The organism is Bacillus sp. AFS037270, from assembly GCF_002585305.1.
Map to the genome: position 1 here is coordinate 105,884 of NZ_NUNF01000002.1, position 19,211 is coordinate 125,094.

A 19,211-nucleotide genomic window follows, 5' to 3' on the forward strand; every position below is an offset into this window, starting at 1 on the left:
AGAATTGAAACGGTGAAAAATATAAAATATTCGATTATTGTGCCTGTTTTTAATGAAGAAGAGGTAATCCTGCAAACCTATCAGCGGTTGATTACTGTGATGGACTCCACGGATGCCCCGTACGAATTGCTTTTTATCAACGATGGCAGCAAAGACCGAACGGAAGAAATACTGATTGAAATTGGGATAACCGATGCAAGAGTCAAGCTCATTAACTTTTCGCGGAATTTTGGACATCAAGTAGCGATTTCAGCCGGGATGGATTATGCACAGGGAGAGGCCGTCGTTATTATTGATGCCGATTTGCAGGACCCACCGGAACTGATACTAGACATGATTGAAAAATGGATGGAAGGCTATGAAGTCGTCTATGCCAAGCGGCTGTCACGGAAGGGCGAAAGTTTTTTTAAAAAGAAATCTGCCTCTCTTTTCTATCGGACACTCCGCTCGATGACGGATATTGATATACCGCTTGATACCGGTGACTTCCGCTTAATGGACCGGAAAGTCGTCCAGCAAATGAAGGGGCTTCGTGAAAAAAATCGATTTGTTCGGGGAATGGCGAGCTGGGTCGGCTTCCGTCAGACCGCAATCGAATATGAACGCGATGAGCGGGCCGCAGGCGAAACCAAGTATCCTTTAAAAAGAATGTTGAAACTGTCAATGGACGGGATTACATCGTTTTCCTATAAACCTCTGAAATTGGCAAGTTATGCGGGCGGATTGCTCGCGATTACCGGTTTGATTTATATGTTTTACGTGTTCTATTTAAAAATTTTCACCGAAGCAACGATCCCCGGATGGTCTTCTCTCATCATCATTCAGTTGTTCTTCAGTTCGTTTGTTCTTATTTTATTAGGAGTTATGGGCGAATATATCGGGCGGATATATGATGAAACCAAGAATCGACCATTATATATTGTCCGTGACCAATACGGGATGGATGAAATAAAAAGCATAAGACAAGAACCGATTACTATAAAAAAATAACAGTTGGAAGGTAACCAAATGAAAACAATAAAAAAAAGAGTTGATTATCTCCTAGTCGGGATTCTCGTATTATCGGCAGGTTTAAATTTTTATAATCTGAACAATGCCGGATCAAACACCTACTATACGGCGGCAGTCAAAAGTATGATGCAGAATTTCCATGCTTTTTTCTATGCGTCGTTTGATCCTGAAGGTTTCATCACCGTTGATAAGCCGCCTGTGGCACTGTGGGTTCAAACCTTAAGTGCCAAAATCTTTGGACTTAGTGACTTTAGCGTATTACTGCCGGAAGCACTGGCCGGGGTATTTTCGGTTTACCTTATGTATATCCTTGTAAAACCCAAATTCGGGCGCGCAGCGGCCTTACTATCCAGTTTCGTTCTTGCGTGTTCACCCATCTTTGTTGCTGTTGTAAGAACTAACAATGTGGACAGTATTTTAATTGTGACCCTTTTAATTGCAACTTGGGCATTAATGAAAGCTGTAGACAAGAAAAAGCTAGGCTGGTTAATTCTTAGTGTTTTCTTAATCGGCGTCGGCTTTAATATTAAAATGCTGCAAGCCTATATGGTCGTCCCAGCCATTTACTTGTTTTATTGGTTGGCGGTAAAATTAAACTGGAAGAAGAGATTGCTGCATTTAGCAGCTGCAACGGTAGTGCTAGTGAGCGTTTCTTTATCCTGGGCTTTAGTGGTTGATTCTGTTCCGGCCAGTGAGCGTCCATATATCGGAAGCAGTCAGACCAATTCCGTCTTGGAACTAGCCTTTGGCTATAACGGGATCCAACGTTTGTTGGGACAGGATAAGGGGACGTCTACTGGAGTTCAAAAGCAGGATAATAGCTCATCAACCAATTCTAGTAATGAGCTGTCTGGGCAAAATCAATCAGTAACAGCTGCTAGCCAAGCCCAGGGAACAACAGGAACTGACAGCTCGTCTACCAGCCAAGTGACAACGGGGGCTGGCACTCCGCCAAACTTCCAAGATGGAGGCATGGGCGGAAAAGGCGGCGGAACAAGTGGAATGTTCGGTACGGGTAGTACCGGTCCATTAAGACTATTCTCAACTGAGCTTTCCGGGCAAATAAGCTGGTTGTTACCGTTTATCCTGTTTGCCGTAATTGGTTTAGTTGCGGAATACCTGAAATCAAAGCAATTTGATATGCGCCTTAAATTTGCAGCCTTTTGGCTTGCATGGTTGATTCCAATGATGGTTTTCTTCAGCATCGCAGAGTTCTTCCATCAATATTATTTAAGTATGATGGGACCGGCCATTGCTGCATTAGTTGGAATTGGCTGGACGATACTCTGGAACTTCTTTACAAACAAAGAGGGATGGAAGTCTCGGCTTCTGCCTTCAGGGATCCTGGTTACTTTCCTATTTGAATCGTTAATTCTTAACCAAAACTCCCAATCAAAAATCTTGGTAATCGGAACTGTTCTTGTTGGGGCTGTGCTCTTTATCCTGATGGTTCTACTGATGAAAAAAAAATCCATTTCCCCTGCTTTACCAATGGCGGCCCTGCTGGCTCTCTTGATTTTGCCGCTATACTGGACGGGGATTACTATTAATAAAACAAATAATGCAAGCACTCCAATTGCAGGACCAGGTTCAGGTATGGGAGGCATGGGCGGCGGCCGAATCGCAGGTAACATGAGCTTCCCTGGAGGCATGCAAGGTACAAGTGGTAACATTGCACCTAGAGCATCACAAAATCAAGATGCTGAGAATATGACACCACCTACTAATCAGGAGGATGCTAGTATCCCTGCAAGTGCACCGGCAAATATGGGTGATAAAGGAATGGACACTAAAAACCAATTAAACACCGGCTTGCTTTCTTATTTAGAAAAAAATTATGACGGTGAAAAATATTTCTTAGCTACCGACAGCACGCAGTCAGCAGCACCATATATTCTTAATACCGATTATGCTGTTATGGCGATGGGAGGTTTTTCAGGCAGCGATCCTGCTTTAACTCCTGCAAAGTTAGAGGAAATGGCCAAATCTGGTTATGTTAAGTATTTCTTAATCTCTGGACGCGGCGGAAGGGGCCTTGAACAAAGTCAATCGGTGACACAGTGGATTAAAGACAATTGTGTAGAGGTTCCGAGCAGCGAATGGCAATCGGATTCTAGCTCACAAAGTCAAACATCATTTGGACTTGGCGGCGGAGATACGTTGTATGTTTATAAAGGATAAAATTTAACATAAAAAGACTAAGGTACTTAAAGCGCCTTAGTCTTTCTTTCTACTATTAATTAAACCTTTTAAAATATTAATCTGATTGCGGATAAAGCAGTAACTATTAAAATAATTATACGAAATGGCTTTTCATTAATCCTCTTTATTAAAAACGCACCTAAAATGGCACCCACAGCAATCGCCGGTATCATCATCAGGCTAAACAACAGCGTTTTTAAATGTATATTATGCCAGACCAAAGCCTGCATAGGTACCTTCGAAATATTGACAATGAAGAAAAACCAAGCGGTTGTGCCTAAAAATTTATCTTTCTTGAAGCCTTTTGCTAATAAAAAAACACTGAATATGGGTCCTGCCGCATTGCCGATCATCGAGGCAAAACCACTAAGGATTCCCGTTAGGGCATAAAACCATTTACCCTTGGGAACTTTAGCACCCTCTCCTTTTTTCTCCATATAGACTAAAATAATTAAACATAAAATGACACAAATGGAGATAATCATTTTAAATTGTGCGTCGTTGGTATACTCACCCACGACCAATCCTAATAATAGGCCTGCAGCAACCCAAGGCAATAATGCTTTAATGTCTTTCCAGTCGGCATGGCGATTATAATAATAAATCGCAAAAATATCCCCAATAATTAATAATGGTAATATCATTCCGGTTGACTCTTTGCCTCCGAAGATTAAAGCAATGATTGGAATTACCGGCATGGAAAAAGCGCTGATTCCCGTTTTCGAAAAACCGACTAAAACAGCGGCGACTATTAACCATATCCACTCTGAAAGGTTTAAATGAAATAAACTTAACATTTTAATATCCCCTATTTATCTAGCAAGTCCTGAAATACCTGTGCATTAAAAAAGCAGAAGAACCTATACTTTATTCTCCTGCTTATATTTCCATATTGAGTTTTACTTCCTATAATGTCAATACCAACCAAGTTCTTTTAATGTGAATATTTTTCAGCCCTGTTCTTGCGTATACCATGTACAATAAACGTAATAACAAAGGCTACCACCAAAACAACGATAAAAATCTCATTTGGGATTTCGATATCAACAAGGGTAAGTCCCATTTTAACCGCAATAAACAAAATTAAGAAATATGCAGTCGTCTCAAGCTCTGGGACCCTGTTCATTAAACTGATAAAAAAGGTCGCCACACCCCGCATCAAGAGAATCCCAATCATTCCGCCAAGTAAGACAACCCAAACTTCATCGGAAACCGCTAGTGCAGTAAGGATACTATCAACTGAAAAGGCCAAATCCATTAGTTCGACACTAATAACCGTTGCCCAGAATACACCAAACGTTTGGGTCAACCAGCCCTTCGGTTTATGTTCCTCTTCCTCATCTCCATCTTCTTTAGGTTTTAGCTTGTCCATAAAGAACTTGACAGCTAGCCAGAGTAAATATAGCGCACCAATTAGTTTAATAAACCATAGCTTAATTAAAAATGTTCCTAGTCCGATAAAAATAAACCGGAATATATAAGCTCCCCAAAGTCCATAAATCAGGGCCTTCTTTTGCTGCTGCTTTGGCAATGGTTTAACAAAGGCTGATAAAACCAAGGCATTATCAGCAGACAAGATACATTCCAGTACCGCTAAAGATAAAATTAATCCCCACGCCTTTGGTGAGGACAACACATCTGCCCACATCTGCCAATCCAGCATAGAGGCAAAGTTTGAAACCACTTCTTCCCACATCGTTCATTTCTCCTTTATTAAAAAAAAGACATTTTGTCTATTATTTAATTTTAACGTAAAAACGCCAGTAGCTACTAGTTTTTCGCTTGATACCTGCGTGCAACCATATAAATAAAGTCTTCCCAGATTGAGGAACAATTACCCAATTAAAGCAGCGAAAAAAAGGCCAACCCCCTAACGGAAGGCTGACCTATCGGTTATCTTTGATATTTAGATAATTTGGATGTAACGTTACCTTCTTTTCTCTCCTGCGTCCGCGCTTTTAAGTTAGAGGCCCAGGAACTTTGCGACTCATAATGTTGGGAATGCTCCTTATTAACTAGGTGCTGGAGGCGGTCTTTATTTTTCTCAAGGAGATCTTCTAATGTCTTTAAACGCCGCGTCGGAAAGGAAAGTCCTGCTAGTACAGTTGTAATCGTTGGGTCTGATTCGGAAATATACGTTCCTTCGAATAATTCAAGCGGTTCTCCAACCCTTTCAAAAATGGATGGAACATTAATTAGTTTTGCCATACTCTCCGGTCCTTCATAGATTAATCCCGCTCTTATAACCCCAGTTGACTCAACAGGGCAGAATATGGAGTTTATCCACGATTGCTGAATTTTACTGGAGACATCAGCGGTTGTTCTTGCATCCGTGATGGTGGTTGTTGAGATAATCGTAACTCCTCTTGTACTTAGTATATTCATTAAATCGGTTTCATCAAAATTTCCAAATAAGGAACTCTTCTTCGTTACTTGCAGCACATTATTAATGGCATCCATGACTTGATTATTGGAAGAAAGGTAGATCTGATGTTTACTTGATTGGGGACTAACCTTCCGCAATTGATCATTATCAACAAGGAATACGGAAGACAGAGCCTCGATTCTCGAAATCTCCTCGATACAGGCCGTGGCATTGATTCGATTTCCCGCCAGCACGTTACGGTCTGGGACCACCGCGATAGCACCAATGTTAATGCCCGGCAGCTGGTCCAGTAATATATCTATTAGGAGCGGACTCATTCCTGACCCTGTTCCGCCATCTGTAGAGAAGGCCACTAATAACAGTTTAATATTCTTAAAAGACTGTTTGACAAAGTCAATTAACTCTCTATAATTTTCTTTCACTGCCTTTAACCCAATCGACCTATTCTGACCGGCTCCGCTGTAGCCTGGGACAAAATACTTCTTTTCAACCCTTGTATTAATTGTGCCATCACGTTGATTTGTATTTATTAGTGCGGCCTGAAAGCCCATCGATACTGCGATTTCTGCAATATTTCCGCCTGCCTGGCCGACACCTAAGATCCCAATAGATTTCGCCATTTTCTATATCCCCTCCCCTTTCTTCTTTTAAAATAATACTCATATTTTTGAAATTTAGACTTTAACAATATAAAAACAGGGAAAATAGTTGGAGGACGAAAAAGAACCTTTCTTTGTCCGAAAGGTTCTTTTTTAAACGAATCAGTTCATAGCCTGTACTGGGCTCTCCGTCACAGAGGAAAGCTTGAGTGATAATGGAAAAGCCAGCAAAAGCAAACAGATGATAAAACCAATTACCCCTTTCCAGCCAAAGTTGGAAAAGAAAAAGCCACCCGCTGTACCGGCAATACTCGAACCGGAGTAATAAAAAAACAAATAAAGCGACGAGGCTTGTGCTTTCGCAGTTCGCGCCCGCCTTCCCACCCAGCTCGAGGCGATTGAATGTGCTCCGAAAAAGCCAAACGTAAAAACAGCAATTCCGATTATTTTTAACACTAATGGTGCAGCTAAGGTTACTATGGCCCCCGCTGCCATAATAACGAGGCCAATCCATAAAACCTTTTTCCGGCCTAGAGAATCCGAAAGACGCCCCATCCAAGTCGAACTAAATGTTCCAGTCAGATAGACGATAAAAATCCAGCCCACAATGGTTTGACTTAAGTGATACGGTGGTGCCAGCAGTTCAAAGCCGATATAGTTATATAGGGTAACAAAGCTTCCCATTAAAATAAATGCGATACAAAACAAACACAAAAGAGCTGGATCCTTTAAATGTCCAACCAGCGATTTGCTTAGTGCCTTTAGCTTTAATGGCTTAGGTGCAAAGTAACGAGAGTTTGGCAGGTGAAACCAAAACCAGATGCTTAGCATTAAGCTGATGACGCCAATACTCCCCATGGCAATACGCCAAGAAAAAAGGTCTGTAATCGACCCGGTAATAATTCTGCCAGCCATTCCACCAATCGAATTTCCACTGATGTATATGCCCATCGCAATACCGAGACTCCTAGAATCCACCTCTTCACCAAGATAGGCCATTGCAATCGCAGGAAGGCCTGCGAGCACTATTCCCTGCAGTATACGAAACCCAAGTAACGAGCTGAATGTCGGACTAAAGGCTGTGATAATCACTATTAGTGAAGAGAGGAGTAACGAGGCCGACATAATCGGCTTTCTCCCCCACGCTTCGGATAAAGAACTAATAAATAACATGGATATAGCAAGCGTAAACGTGGTTACCGATAAGGCCAAACTCCCCGTCGCCGCCGTGACATCAAATTCCTTTGTAAAGATTGGCAGTAAAGGCTGGACATCATATAGAATCGAAAAGGTAATGAACCCGCCGGCAAAGAGAGCAAAATTAGCCTTTCGAAAAGCAGTCGTTCCTTGTTGCAGCTTCTCCAACGATAAAACCTTCTTTCTATCTTCTTTCACTTATCCACTTTACTCCTTTTTGGTGTCAGGCACCATCGAAATACATTTGTCCACTTCTCATTTCTCATAGACACCCTGATTTTCATAGAGCATAATCGGTCAATTTCAAACTCCCTTTTAATCTTTGAAGATATAAATTAAAAATTAATTTCCTTTTCATTAAATTTTAATGCAAGGAGTTTCAATCCGAATTATGATAATTATGTAAAAAATATAGGATTATAGTTACAATTGACTATCTTTATAGTGGGGTATTATTATGCTTCAAAAAATTAAAAGTTTCATTTACCAGGAGAAAGTTAGATGGGCCAGTAGATTTTTGTATTACTTGCTTATTCTTCTTTTACTGTTTTTTATGTATGGCTTCAATGACGCAAGTGCAGGTTCGTATATTTACAATGATTTTTAATTACGGGGGGATCCCAAAATGAAATTGTTACAAGCCATTCAAAACAATGCTAGGTTACAACCAGAAAGATTGGTTTTTATCTCTCCTACTAAACAGATTACCTACGGTGAGCTTTGGCGAAATTCTGATCAACTAGCTGGTTTCATTATGGAACAAAACCTTAAGGAGTATTCACCTATTATAGTTTATGGACATATGGAACCGGAAATGGTGATTTCCTTCCTTGGAAGTGTAAAAGCTGGTCATCCCTATATTCCTGTTGATACGTCTATTCCATTAGAAAGAGTGGAAAAAATAATCAGGAATTCTAACGCGGAATTATTAATTAATGTGTCCGGACACGAGTTTCCGATGGAAGAATCATTGATAAGGGTTGTAACCCCTGAGGACATGGATAAACAAGACTCAATAGGTTCATCCAATTGGGTTAAGGACCATGATGTTTTTTATATTATCTATACATCAGGAAGTACGGGAAACCCAAAAGGTGTCCAGATAACTGCCAACAATTTGCAAAGCTTCGTGGACTGGATGATGGAAGACTTCCCAATTAAGGGCGGACTTCGCTTTTTAAACCAAGCTCCCTTCTCATTTGATCTTTCGGTAATGGACCTCTACCCGGCTTTGGCAAGTGGTGGCACATTATTTGCTATTACAAAAGAAATGATCGCTAGACCAAAGATCTTATTTGAAGAGTTAAAAAGATCCGAAACAAAAGTATGGACCTCTACGCCATCGTTTGTCCAAATGTGTTTGATGGACCCATCGTTTAATGATCACCTGCTTCCACAACTTTCAGTATTTCTTTTCTGCGGCGAAATTTTGCCGGTTTTGGTTTGCAAGCAGCTGCGGGAACGGTTCCCAAAAGCAAGGATCTTTAATACCTATGGTCCAACCGAGACAACGGTTGCTGTTACCTTTTTAGAAATAAAAGATGAAGTGATAGAGGAATATCAAACTCTTCCTGTAGGAGCAGCAAAATCAGATACGCAAATTATCCTATTAAACGAAGATAATAAGCCTGTACCAGACGGAGAAAAAGGAGAAATTATCATTGTTGGACCAAGTGTAAGTAAAGGCTATTTAGGACAGCCAGAACTCACCGATAAAGCCTTTTTCAATTATAATGGACAGCAGGCTTACCGAACCGGTGATGCCGGCTTCACCAAACAAGGTTTACTTTTTTATAAAGGGAGATTAGATTATCAGATCAAATTACATGGGTATCGGATGGAGCTTGAGGAAATCGAATACCATATTGCAAGATCGAAATATGTGAAATCAGCAGTTGTCGTCCCTATTTATCAAGACGATAAAATAGAATACCTTTCCGTCTTGATTATTCCAGCGGAACATAATTTTGAAAAAGAATCTCAGCTTACTGGTGCGATAAGAAAGGAACTAGGATTAGTCCTGCCAGCCTATATGATCCCGCGGAAATTCTCGTATCACAAGGATTTGCCAATCACTCCGAATGGAAAAGTGGACCGAAAACAAATTCGAGATAAGGTATTGCTATGATTCCTTACAGTTCTTTTACCTTCTTTTTCATCCTAGTGATTCTTTTAGCACCAACCATAATCCTTGGTTTACAAGGGAAGAGATTTCAATCATATAACATGGTTGTAACGGTTATCGTTTTAGCCATTATTTTTTCATCTAAGCCAGCTAGTGCGCTTGCCCTAGTCCTTTTTACATCCTGGCAGGTTCTCTTAATTGAAGGCTATATAGCTTATCGAAAAAAAGCAAACAACGGCTGGATTTTTTCCTTTGCCGTAATTGCTTCAATTCTTCCATTAACGATTTATAAATTGCTTCCTTACTTTTCAGATACTAACTGGATGTCCTTTTTGGGGATTTCCTACTTAACTTTTAAAGGAACACAATTGATTATGGAAACAAGGGACGGGTTAATAAAACAGAGACTCCCCCTTGCTAGTTTGCTATATTTCATTTTATTCTTCCCGACTATTTCATCCGGCCCAATTGACCGGTACCGTCGGTTTGACAAAGATTTAAAAGCAGAGGTAACAGCTGAGCAGTATAAACAGCTTTTATATGATGGCATTAACAAAATATTCTTGGGCTTTTTATATAAATATATCATTGGCTATTCTATTAATCATTTTTTCATTCCAAACTTAAGATTTATTGCGACAAGTCATTTTCAAAGCCAGCTCTTTTATATGTATGGGTATAGTTTTTATTTATTTTTCGACTTTGCAGGTTACAGTGCATTTGCCATTGGCGTCAGCTATATTATGGGGATCAAATCGCCGGAAAACTTCAATCTGCCATTTATCAGCAGGAATATAAAAGATTTTTGGAATCGCTGGCATATGAGCCTTTCCTTCTGGTTTAGAGATTATGTTTACATGCGGTTTGTTTTTTGGATGACGAAAAAGAAGTGGATTAAAAACCGTAACATTACCTCTAACCTCGGATATATTTTGTTATTTCTGTTAATGGGTTTCTGGCATGGGCTTGAGATTCAATATATTCTCTATGGAGTCTATCATGCCTTATTGATGGTCGGATACAATACGTTCGAGCAGTTTAATAAAAAGCATAAATGGTGGCCGCAGACTAGATTCACTCGGGTCGTTAGTATTTTGATTACCTTCCACTTTATTTGCTTTGGATTTTATATATTTTCGGGACATTTTATTCAAAGAGGAGCATGATTTCGATGGAATTTAAAGAACAAGTAATTGAGTTAATAGCAGAAATTTGTCAAGACGAGGTAGTAAAGGAAAATCCGGATATTAATTTATTTGATTCCTCATTATTAGACTCATTCGGAACAGTGGAGTTACTAGTTTTAGTAGAAGAGCGCTTTGGCATTACTGTCCCAATTACTGAATTTGACCGGGATACTTGGAACACTCCGAATAATATCGCCAATCAGTTGGCTGATTTTAAATGAGAAAGCCTGTATTTATACCGCTTTTTCTAGCTTTCTTTGTTTTATCTATCCTTGTGATCATTCCAGATCGGTGGATTGAGAGCCTGATTCCGAAAAACCGAATCAGCCAAGCAGCAACTGAATTAAATCCTTTCATGTTTCAAGGGAAGTATATACAGCAAAAAATGCTTACGGATAGCCGATATTTGCCTATCTATGGTTCATCAGAACTGGCTAGGCTGGATCGTTTTCATCCGTCTAACTATTTTCAAGAGGTCCATGAAGACTTCACACCTTTCCTAGTAGGCCGTGGCGGAACCGAATCACTGATTCATTTTTTAAATTTTTCCGAACATATTAATCAGCTAAAGGATAAGAAAATCGTGTTTGTGTTGTCTCCACAATGGTTTAATCCACTAGGAGCAGATGAATCGCATTTTGTACCTAATTATTCTTCCCTGCAAGGATATGATTTTGCTTTTAATAACCAAATTGATTCAGAGGTGAAGAAAAAGGCCATTAAGCGCCTCTTAACCTATTCATCTGTTAAAAACGATCCTATTCTCTCTACTCTCTACAAAGCTGAGATCACGAATGATCCATGGACAAAGCGGGAAGCCAGTGTTCTTCGCCCTGTTGCTGTTGTCTATCGGCACTTGCTAGAGAAAAAAGATTTATATTACTCATTGGCCGGCGGTTTTTCTCGTCATCGGGACCTTACCCCGAAAGTCAGAAATAAATCGTGGAACGAGTTAGCGCAGGAAGCGGATCAATTTGGTGCCAAGCGGGCAACGAACAATCATTTTTATATCGTAAACTCACAATATAATAAAATTAAAGGTTTCTTGCCGTCTTTTAAAAATAAAGACATTAATCGTTCCTATGGAAAGTCGAAAGAATACGGAGACTTCCAGCTTGTCCTAGATGTATTAAAACAATCCGGAGCAAAGCCTCTGTTTATCTCTGTCCCGGTCAATGGGCATTATTATGATTATACTGGGTTTCCTAAACAAGGACGTACTGCTTATTATGAACGGATTAAACAGCAAATAGCGGCTGAAGGGTTCCAAGTTGCCGATTTCTCAGCCCACGAATATGATCCATATTTCATGAAGGATACTATTCACATTGGCTGGAAGGGCTGGGTTTACACAGACCAGGCCATTAAGCAATTTTATGAGGGGAACGAAAAAAAGGTTGTTATGGTGAATCTTTAAGGTATAACTGATAATTTAAAAGAAAGAAGGCAACTAGTGAGGGTTGCCTTCTTTCTTTTTTAAGGATGCTTCTAATTTCATTCATTTTAGTATTTTCATATTTCCGATTATAGGAAGCGGCTTTTTCTCGCCCTTACTCGCATTTACCATCCCAATAATCATAAAGACTACTAAAGCAATACCAAATGCAGTATTAATTAATGACATTAACCACCATAGTCTCCACAAAATTGCTGATAATATAGACAGGACAATTTCCCCGCCTATTCCTGCTAATAATAAGACGAGCCCTTGATTTGCATGGAAACGGCCGGTTTTCGAGTTAGGACAGACTAAAAGAGGCAAAAAACATAATATACCTAAATAGGAGAGAACAAAAATGATCTTATTATCTTGGTCCTCTTTAACGATTCCAGCGTCATCTACTGAAGAACGTTCTAAACCTTCTGAGGATATTGCGCTTCCACAACTGCCACAATATTTAGCGTTAACCGCCACCTGATTTCCACATTGTTTACAGATCATAAAAAGCACCTCTCTTTTTATTTTTAGGCTCTGTTATAATTGGCTGTTAATTTCCGCTCCAATCAACAGAATATAAAAAAACAACAATGTCGTTTTAACAGAGCCTATTTTAAAAAATAATAATGAGTCCATTTACTTAATTAGTCCGCGGCAGCTTTTTATATTTGCTCTCTCCTTTACTGATTTTTAAATCCCTTCATTATATAGTTCTAAGTATTTATTTATGCCAGTCCGCATCCAAACAGAAAATCTTTTTTTAGAACATTAGTCTTATAAAAAAGATGGGGCAGGTAGATAAAAAAAAGTAACCATTCCTTCCTCCTAAGGAGAAAGGTAATAGGTTACTCTTCAAGTTTTTTTTATGGATAATTTCAATTGATTACTTAATAAATAGATTGATGATTAACACCCCTGCCAGCCCGACAAGAGACGCAATCGTAACCATAACAGACCATGTTTTAATGGTTTTACCAATCGAAAGATTAAAGAATTCTTTGTAAATCCAAAAGCCAGCATCATTTACGTGGGAGAACGTCATACTTCCCGCACCAGTAGCTAAAACCATAAGCTCTGGACTTACATGTGTTGCTGCAACCAGTGGTGCCGCAATCCCAGCAGCAGTCATACCTGCGACAGTAGCAGAGCCTAAAACGACACGTAATATTGCGGCAATTAACCATGCTAGGATTAATGGAGAAATCGATGATCCTTCCATTAGATGGGCAACGTATTTATCTACATGGCTATCAATCAATACTTGTTTGAATGCACCGCCGCCGCCGATAATCAATAAAATTACTGCAATACTACTAATCGATGCTGTAAGTGAATTCATCAGTTCCGGCATTTTTCTACCGCGGTTAAGACCAAATGTGAAAATGGCAACGATTACAGAAATTAACAACGCAACACCAGGATTACCTAAAAATTGAGCAGCAGGTAAAAGACCTGATTTTGGTGCTACAATTTCTACAATAGCCTGGAAGGCAATAAGAATAACTGGAATAAGAGCAGTAAACATACTAATACCAAATCCAGGCATTTCCTCTTCTTTAAAGTGTTTAGGTGTAAAGAGACCTTTTGGAATCTCTACTTCTAAATCTTCCTTTTTAAATAACTTCGTATATAATGGTCCGCTAATAATAACAGCTGGAATAGCGATGATAATCCCATATAATAATGTCTTACCAAGGTTTGCTTGATAGATGCCCGCAACCGCTGTTGGCCCTGGATGCGGCGGCACAAAGCCGTGCATAGTAATTAACGCTGCGATAACCGGCATTCCAATGTATAGGATGGGAACACCCGCTTCTGCGGCAATCGTGAATACTAATGGGATTAAAACAACAACGCCTGTTTCAAAAAATAAAGCGATTCCAACAACAAATGCAGTAAGAACAGCTGCTAACTGCACTCGCTTCTTGCCAAATGCACGGATTAAAGTAACAGAGATTCGCTGGGCACCCCCGGAATCAGCCATCAGTTTCCCAATCATACCCCCAAATACAATTACTAAAGCTAGATTTCCCAAGGTGCCGCCCAAACCGGTTGTAATAGATGTCATCGCTTCGACTGGTGACATTCCTTCCATTATACCTACGAGCAATCCGACTACAATCAACGAGATGAATGCGTTTAACTTAAAGACCACCATCAATAATAGTAATAATGCTACCCCTATGCAGATATATACTATTGGCATTTTCTCCATCTTCTCCTTTGTTTAAGGGGATGCCAATCCTATGCTTATTGGCACCCTTTTAAAATAAAATCTATCGACCGCTTAATATTTCAGCAACCTCTTTTAAATCGGTTTTGGATCCTACGTTCCCTGGGAAAATGACATAAGCCATACCAGGATACTTGCTTTCAGCCCCTGTTCTCCACACCGGGATACCAGGGCGAATCTGACCAGCGACTGTTGCTCTCTTCACCTTCAAGCCTTTTGTCCCAACATCACTTGAGGTAATCCCGCCTTTTGCAATAAGAAAGTTCGGTCTAACTTGTAATCTAGTGACGATACTTGTGACCGCATCTGAAATCGAAACGGAGAGTTTTAATTCTTCTTCCTTTTTGCCTTCCCCAAGGTCAAGACGCTCTCTGCTAGTATAAACAGCAACGGTTTTACCGGAACTAATAAGAGCTTCAGTTGTTTCAATTACTCGGTCACATTCTTTCTGAAATGCTTCAGGCTGTAAAACTAAATGGCTATTAAACTCAATAAATTCAATGGCACTTAACTTTTTAAGCTCTTCTAGCTGTTCGGTCGTTTTTTTCACATGGGAACCAATAATAATTAATCCGCCATTCCCTGTTTCTTCTCCCACTAATTCTGCTCTAGTAAGCAGCGGTTTATTGCTCACTCCTCCGATAACCTTTGGAAGAGCGGCTGCACTCCTAAATAAGAAGTTCTTGCCGCCGTTGATAGCCTGTACTAAAGCAATGGTAAAGATTTTTACATCCGCCTCATCAACAGCATTAACTACTACTTTATTAAAATTGTCCACTTGAAGAAGCTGTTCAGTTATTTTTCCAATCTGCATAGTACGCAGCTCTTCAAGTGAAATATATAATGTATTTTCAGCAGTAAATTCTCCATTAGACTTCTCTTCAATCCATTCGCCTAAATCAGATTTTGTGTACCCAAAGGTGCGATCCTTGGCAAATTCTGTTTCGCCGGCAGGTACAAGCTCCTCACCGTACTGAACATAGTGAATGTTATTGATGGTAAGGCGCCCTCCCTCTTTGAAGAAAGGCAGGATTACTTCGCCATCAATTTTAAAATCAGAAGCAGTCTCAATCGTTTCCTTTAAAACGTTTGTTTCTAAAGGATAGTGGCCTCTTAAAGTTGAATCTCCACGGCTGATAATCATGAATTCCCGGTTTAATTTCGAAGCCGCCGTTAGAATATTTTCCGCCATTTCACGGTGGGCCTTCTCAGTTTCTTCTGCTGTAAACCCTCTTGAATTGGTCAAGATAAAGAACATGGACTGTTCTTCATTAAATCCCTGTTCAATGCTTTCTAGCGACCAATCTGTAAAAACCGAAATGTCATGGACTGTTTGTACACCTGTTGGGTCATCATCCAGGACAATAATTTTTTTATTCAAAGTCTTTAGTGCTTCCGCAAGCAAATGATCAACTTGCGCACGGTTTACTTCAGGAAGAGTTTCAAGAATTTCTACGGATACGCTCTTTGTCTCATTCATGTTTTAAACCCTCTTTACTTCAACATTTGCAAGTTTTTCATAATATCTAACAATGCTGCCATGATCGTCTTTTATTTTTCCATCCACCTTTAACGCATGGAAAATCTCTAATAATTGACTTGATAGCGGTAATGGAACACCGATTTCATGGGCTGTATCCATTACATTGGTTATGTCTTTCATATTAATAGCAATGCTTCCGCCTGCAACAAAGTTTCGGTCTAAAATCATTGGTACCTTTGCATCGAGCACTGCACTTCCAGCAAGTCCACTTCTGATGGCCTGGTACATTTTTTCAACATTAATACCTGCCTTTGCTGCTAACACAAGTGCCTCAGACATAGCTGCAATGTTAAGGTTTACAATAATCTGATTAGCAAGTTTTGCCGTTACACCACAGCCATTATCACCTACTAAGGTTACATCCTTTCCCATGCCGTAAAGAACAGATTGAACGCTTTCAAAAACATCTTCCTTACCGCCAACCATGATGGCTAACGTACCGTCAATGGCTTTTGGTTCCCCGCCGCTAACAGGTGCATCAAGCATTCCTACACCTTTTTTTGCCGCTTCATCTGCAAGTTCTCTTGATACTTCAGGAGTAATAGAACTCATATCAATGATGACGGAACCATCTTTTGCTCCTTCTAAAATGCCATTTTCACCTGTAACAACTTGTTTCACGTGTTGAGAAGCTGGCAGCATGGTAATAATGACATCACTTTTTTCTGCCACTTCTTTAGGTGATGCTGCTGCAGCCGCTCCAGCCTCTACTAAACTATTTACCGCCTCTTGATTAAGATCAAAAACAGTCAGTGTGTGCCCTGCCTTCATAAGGTTTAATGACATAGGTTTTCCCATGATTCCAAGTCCAATAAAGCCAACTTTTCGTTCCATCTTTATTCCTCCTTGATTTCTTTTCATTTAATATACAATAAGCTAATTGCGTCTCTCCGAACCATCGCAACCGCTTTCAATTAGTGATTACATTTGTCATTGTATACTAACTTTTTTATTTTGTATACAATTTTATTTATTTTTGTATACAAAATTTTATTTAGTGTATACTAGATTATGGATATAAGATGAATTTGGTATTTTTTTGTCTTTAAATTTGGTAAGATAATTTTAATTAGTGAAATCATATTTGAGGTGAAATCTTTGTTAGGAAGTGATCGTTCTCGTCCTGCTTTCCATCAATCCTATGAAATTATTCGTGATAAGATTTTAAATGGAGAGCTTCCCGGAGGGACCAAGATCGTTGAAGAAAAGGTTGCTGCTGAATTAGGTGTGAGCAGAACCCCTATACGTGAGTCCATTCGTAAATTAGAACAAGAAGGGCTTATTGTGAATAAGAGGGTGGTTAAGCCGACCGAAAAGGATTTGAGAAATATGTTTCAAGTCCGCATTCTATTGGAGGGCTTTTCAGCAAAATGTGCAGCATCCTATCTGAAGGAAGACGAACTGGAATCTCTATATAACTGTGTTGAGATTGGAAGGAAAGGTACAGTCGAAGAGATCATGCGTGCTAATGAACGCTTTCATGAAATTATTGTTAACGCCAGCAATAATCCAGTTATGATTGATATTATTGACCGGATGCAATCTACGATTTATCTTTTCCGTAAAACCGTTGTATTTTACAACCGTCCCCATCTCATTGATGAACACGAAGAAATCTATGAAGCCATTAAGGCAAGAGACGGTGAAAAAGCCGAAATGCTAATGAAAAGTCATTTACAGGCCGATTTAGACTTTTGTCTGCATCTTATTGGTAATTAGGTTGAAACAAATGACACATCTTTCTGGAATTTGGGGAGATGTGTTTTTATGTTAAAAAGCACCTGCATAATGCAGATGCTTTATTTGATATTGGAGTGCTGGTGAAAACTTAACAAGAAAATTACTTTTATACAGTCATTTTCCAATTTGATAATGCCAGCCAGTTTTCCTTTTCCTTATAATCGGGCATTATTTTTCCAACAAGCCGCCAAAAAGAGCGGTCGTGATTCAGATGGACCATATGGCACATTTCATGAACGACTACATAGTCAACGACTTCACGTGGTGCCATTGCCAGCCTCCAATTAAATGTTAACTGCTGTCTTGAATCACAGGTTCCCCATGTAGTTTTGCTATCCGTGATCCGTATAGAACGTGGTTTTGTTTTAAAGTGGCTTTGATAGGAGCTGATACTCTTCTCAACTAGTGCTTTACACTGCTGATAATAGAAGCGCTTTAGAGCTTGTTTTATGATCTCATCCTCTAGCTGCTTCACATAGATGTGTAACGTTTCTCCTTCAAACACCACATAGTCCTGCTTAATATTTTTGTTTTCACAAAATTGTATAGGATAAGTGTTTCCTAAATAGAGAAAACTCTCACCAGGCTCATAGTGCTTTTTCTGGGGTCCATGAAGCCTATCCTGCATCTCATTTAACTTTTGCTGAATATGCTCCCAGTTTTGCTCTAATAACTGAAGCACTCTCTCATCAGAAGTCCCTTTCGGAGCCTGGACTTCTAGATTTCCATAGCTATCGATTGTCATTCCTATGGAGGTCCGGTTTTTGTACTTTATTTCAAAACGAATAGTCTTACCTCTGTACGTATGTATCATCTTATCACCTTTGGTGCATTATCCCCTGTATTTAATCGCTAGCCCTTTTAAGAAATTACGAGCAAATTTATCTCCGCATTCTTTATAATTCTTATGCCCTTCTTTTCTTAACAAAGCACTGAGTTCTCCTTTTGATACCCTGATTCCAGCCAATTCGAATATTTCCAACATATCCTCGGTCGTTAATGATAGGGCAATTTTTACTTTCTTTAACAGGAGATTATTAACGTTAGCGCTTTTTGGTGAAACCGGCTCCGGTGTAGTAGACTGTCCCGGTTTTGGCTCTTGTATGCCTCTTTTAAAAATAATAAATCCATTTAAAAATGAATCGAACATACTGTTATTACACTTTATTTGATAGTCATCTTCATAATCGTCATCTGATTTTGTCAGGATTTGTATTACTTCCGGTACGGTTACTTCCACACCGCCAAGTTTAAAAATCTCTGCCATTTCTTTATTTTTTATTTCCAGCGCATATCGCAACCGAATTAATATATCATTATTGTCCATCGATGGACCTCCCAATTTTTCCTCATTTTTTTAATTCAAACTTTGCAACAGCCTCAAAATTGTGTGGGGTGTATGTGCAACACATGGGGGCTGGTGAGTTAGACTCGTTTTTATAAAGCTTTAGTACTTTCACGATATCTCATTCTAATATTAAAAAATTCACCTAACCCATAAAAAAACGAATGTCGTTAGGTTTAATAACATTATTTTGTATGATTTATTC

The 19,211-nt window shown here is 39.5% G+C and carries 18 protein-coding genes; 8 read left to right on the forward strand and 10 right to left on the reverse strand.

Features of this window, described 5'->3' with window-relative positions; genetic code table 11:
- Nucleotides 1-12: 12 nt before the first annotated feature.
- Nucleotides 13-990: a glycosyltransferase family 2 protein gene (locus COD92_RS00900; RefSeq protein WP_098531151.1), complete on the forward strand. Its 978-nt coding sequence runs from the start codon at nucleotides 13-15 to the stop codon at nucleotides 988-990.
- 18 nt (nucleotides 991-1,008) lie between these two features.
- A complete protein-coding gene (locus COD92_RS00905) occupies nucleotides 1,009-3,192 on the forward strand; it encodes a glycosyltransferase family 39 protein (RefSeq protein WP_098995841.1) in 2,184 nt (727 codons plus the stop codon).
- Between the two features lie 68 nt (nucleotides 3,193-3,260).
- Here COD92_RS00905 and COD92_RS00910 read toward each other — a convergent pair whose 3' ends face one another.
- The 4 genes from COD92_RS00910 to COD92_RS00925 all read right to left on the reverse strand — a co-directional run bounded on the left by COD92_RS00910 (nucleotide 3,261) and on the right by COD92_RS00925 (nucleotide 7,563).
- Nucleotides 3,261-4,010: a sulfite exporter TauE/SafE family protein gene (locus COD92_RS00910; RefSeq protein WP_218011290.1), complete on the reverse strand. Its 750-nt coding sequence runs from the start codon at nucleotides 4,008-4,010 to the stop codon at nucleotides 3,261-3,263.
- 137 nt (nucleotides 4,011-4,147) lie between these two features.
- The gene (locus tag COD92_RS00915) at nucleotides 4,148-4,909 is read right to left on the reverse strand and encodes a TerC family protein (RefSeq protein WP_098531154.1); all 762 of its coding nucleotides are present in this window, start codon (nucleotides 4,907-4,909) and stop codon (nucleotides 4,148-4,150) included.
- Nucleotides 4,910-5,106: 197 nt separating this feature from the next.
- Nucleotides 5,107-6,219, reverse strand: coding sequence for an FtsZ/tubulin family protein (locus COD92_RS00920; RefSeq protein WP_098531155.1), 1,113 nt, complete (start codon nucleotides 6,217-6,219; stop codon nucleotides 5,107-5,109).
- A gap of 141 nt (nucleotides 6,220-6,360) precedes the next feature.
- Nucleotides 6,361-7,563, reverse strand: coding sequence for an MFS transporter (locus COD92_RS00925; protein ID WP_098531174.1), 1,203 nt, complete (start codon nucleotides 7,561-7,563; stop codon nucleotides 6,361-6,363).
- Between the two features lie 289 nt (nucleotides 7,564-7,852).
- Between COD92_RS00925 and dltX the strand changes: the two genes are divergently transcribed.
- Genes dltX through dltD form a run of 5 tightly spaced genes read left to right on the forward strand, consistent with a single transcriptional unit; the run spans nucleotide 7,853 to nucleotide 12,124 of the window.
- Entirely contained in the window at nucleotides 7,853-8,002 is a 150-nt protein-coding gene (gene dltX / locus COD92_RS00930) for a teichoic acid D-Ala incorporation-associated protein DltX (protein ID WP_098531156.1), read from the forward strand.
- Nucleotides 8,003-8,020: 18 nt separating this feature from the next.
- Nucleotides 8,021-9,523 (forward strand): D-alanine--poly(phosphoribitol) ligase subunit DltA, encoded by a 1,503-nt coding sequence (gene dltA, locus COD92_RS00935; protein ID WP_098531157.1) that lies wholly within the window; start codon nucleotides 8,021-8,023, stop codon nucleotides 9,521-9,523.
- Entirely contained in the window at nucleotides 9,520-10,686 is a 1,167-nt protein-coding gene (gene dltB, locus COD92_RS00940) for a D-alanyl-lipoteichoic acid biosynthesis protein DltB (RefSeq protein WP_098531158.1), read from the forward strand. The genes dltA and dltB overlap by 4 nt, the downstream gene beginning before the upstream one ends.
- A gap of 5 nt (nucleotides 10,687-10,691) precedes the next feature.
- Nucleotides 10,692-10,928 carry a D-alanine--poly(phosphoribitol) ligase subunit 2 gene (gene dltC, locus COD92_RS00945; RefSeq protein ID WP_098531159.1) on the forward strand — a complete coding sequence of 79 codons (237 nt, stop codon included), beginning with the start codon at nucleotides 10,692-10,694 and terminating at the stop codon, nucleotides 10,926-10,928.
- The gene (gene dltD / locus COD92_RS00950; RefSeq protein ID WP_098531160.1) at nucleotides 10,925-12,124 is read left to right on the forward strand and encodes a D-alanyl-lipoteichoic acid biosynthesis protein DltD; all 1,200 of its coding nucleotides are present in this window, start codon (nucleotides 10,925-10,927) and stop codon (nucleotides 12,122-12,124) included. Before dltC ends, dltD begins: the two co-directional genes overlap by 4 nt.
- An 81-nt stretch (nucleotides 12,125-12,205) precedes the next feature.
- Here the strand turns inward: dltD and COD92_RS00955 are convergent, their stop codons facing one another.
- The 4 genes from COD92_RS00955 to garR all read right to left on the reverse strand — a co-directional run bounded on the left by COD92_RS00955 (nucleotide 12,206) and on the right by garR (nucleotide 16,755).
- Nucleotides 12,206-12,649 carry a magnetosome magnetite crystal formation protein family gene (locus COD92_RS00955; RefSeq protein WP_098531161.1) on the reverse strand — a complete coding sequence of 148 codons (444 nt, stop codon included), beginning with the start codon at nucleotides 12,647-12,649 and terminating at the stop codon, nucleotides 12,206-12,208.
- A 379-nt stretch (nucleotides 12,650-13,028) separates the two neighbouring features.
- Nucleotides 13,029-14,351, reverse strand: coding sequence for a gluconate:H+ symporter (locus COD92_RS00960; protein WP_098531162.1), 1,323 nt, complete (start codon nucleotides 14,349-14,351; stop codon nucleotides 13,029-13,031).
- Between the two features lie 70 nt (nucleotides 14,352-14,421).
- A complete protein-coding gene (locus COD92_RS00965; protein ID WP_098531163.1) occupies nucleotides 14,422-15,858 on the reverse strand; it encodes a four-carbon acid sugar kinase family protein in 1,437 nt (478 codons plus the stop codon).
- Between the two features lie 3 nt (nucleotides 15,859-15,861).
- A complete protein-coding gene (gene garR, locus COD92_RS00970; protein ID WP_098531164.1) occupies nucleotides 15,862-16,755 on the reverse strand; it encodes a 2-hydroxy-3-oxopropionate reductase in 894 nt (297 codons plus the stop codon).
- 264 nt (nucleotides 16,756-17,019) lie between these two features.
- On the opposite strand from garR, the gene COD92_RS00975 reads away from it, so the two are divergent.
- Nucleotides 17,020-17,640: a GntR family transcriptional regulator gene (locus tag COD92_RS00975; protein ID WP_098531165.1), complete on the forward strand. Its 621-nt coding sequence runs from the start codon at nucleotides 17,020-17,022 to the stop codon at nucleotides 17,638-17,640.
- Nucleotides 17,641-17,767: 127 nt separating this feature from the next.
- Here the strand turns inward: COD92_RS00975 and COD92_RS00980 are convergent, their stop codons facing one another.
- Together COD92_RS00980 and COD92_RS00985 are read right to left on the reverse strand one after the other, a co-directional pair.
- Nucleotides 17,768-18,475 (reverse strand): M48 family metallopeptidase, encoded by a 708-nt coding sequence (locus tag COD92_RS00980; RefSeq protein WP_098531166.1) that lies wholly within the window; start codon nucleotides 18,473-18,475, stop codon nucleotides 17,768-17,770.
- An 18-nt stretch (nucleotides 18,476-18,493) separates the two neighbouring features.
- Nucleotides 18,494-18,988, reverse strand: a complete 495-nt coding sequence (locus COD92_RS00985) for a YehS family protein (protein ID WP_098531167.1) — start codon at nucleotides 18,986-18,988, stop codon at nucleotides 18,494-18,496.
- Nucleotides 18,989-19,211: the final 223 nt, after the last annotated feature.

What these genes read in the sequence shown, in the direction of transcription:
- COD92_RS00905 (WP_098995841.1), top strand. Translation starts at nt 1,009, where the DNA reads ATGAAAACAATAAAAAAAAGAGTTGATTATCTCCTAGTCGGGATTCTC.
- COD92_RS00910 (WP_218011290.1), bottom strand. Translation starts at nt 4,010, where the DNA reads ATGTTAAGTTTATTTCATTTAAACCTTTCAGAGTGGATATGGTTAATA.
- COD92_RS00915 (WP_098531154.1), bottom strand. Translation starts at nt 4,909, where the DNA reads ATGTGGGAAGAAGTGGTTTCAAACTTTGCCTCTATGCTGGATTGGCAG.
- COD92_RS00920 (WP_098531155.1), bottom strand. Translation starts at nt 6,219, where the DNA reads ATGGCGAAATCTATTGGGATCTTAGGTGTCGGCCAGGCAGGCGGAAAT.
- dltX (WP_098531156.1), top strand. Translation starts at nt 7,853, where the DNA reads ATGCTTCAAAAAATTAAAAGTTTCATTTACCAGGAGAAAGTTAGATGG.
- dltA (WP_098531157.1), top strand. Translation starts at nt 8,021, where the DNA reads ATGAAATTGTTACAAGCCATTCAAAACAATGCTAGGTTACAACCAGAA.
- dltB (WP_098531158.1), top strand. Translation starts at nt 9,520, where the DNA reads ATGATTCCTTACAGTTCTTTTACCTTCTTTTTCATCCTAGTGATTCTT.
- dltC (WP_098531159.1), top strand. Translation starts at nt 10,692, where the DNA reads ATGGAATTTAAAGAACAAGTAATTGAGTTAATAGCAGAAATTTGTCAA.
- dltD (WP_098531160.1), top strand. Translation starts at nt 10,925, where the DNA reads ATGAGAAAGCCTGTATTTATACCGCTTTTTCTAGCTTTCTTTGTTTTA.
- COD92_RS00955 (WP_098531161.1), bottom strand. Translation starts at nt 12,649, where the DNA reads ATGATCTGTAAACAATGTGGAAATCAGGTGGCGGTTAACGCTAAATAT.
- COD92_RS00960 (WP_098531162.1), bottom strand. Translation starts at nt 14,351, where the DNA reads ATGCCAATAGTATATATCTGCATAGGGGTAGCATTATTACTATTATTG.
- COD92_RS00965 (WP_098531163.1), bottom strand. Translation starts at nt 15,858, where the DNA reads ATGAATGAGACAAAGAGCGTATCCGTAGAAATTCTTGAAACTCTTCCT.
- garR (WP_098531164.1), bottom strand. Translation starts at nt 16,755, where the DNA reads ATGGAACGAAAAGTTGGCTTTATTGGACTTGGAATCATGGGAAAACCT.
- COD92_RS00980 (WP_098531166.1), bottom strand. Translation starts at nt 18,475, where the DNA reads ATGATACATACGTACAGAGGTAAGACTATTCGTTTTGAAATAAAGTAC.
- COD92_RS00985 (WP_098531167.1), bottom strand. Translation starts at nt 18,988, where the DNA reads ATGGACAATAATGATATATTAATTCGGTTGCGATATGCGCTGGAAATA.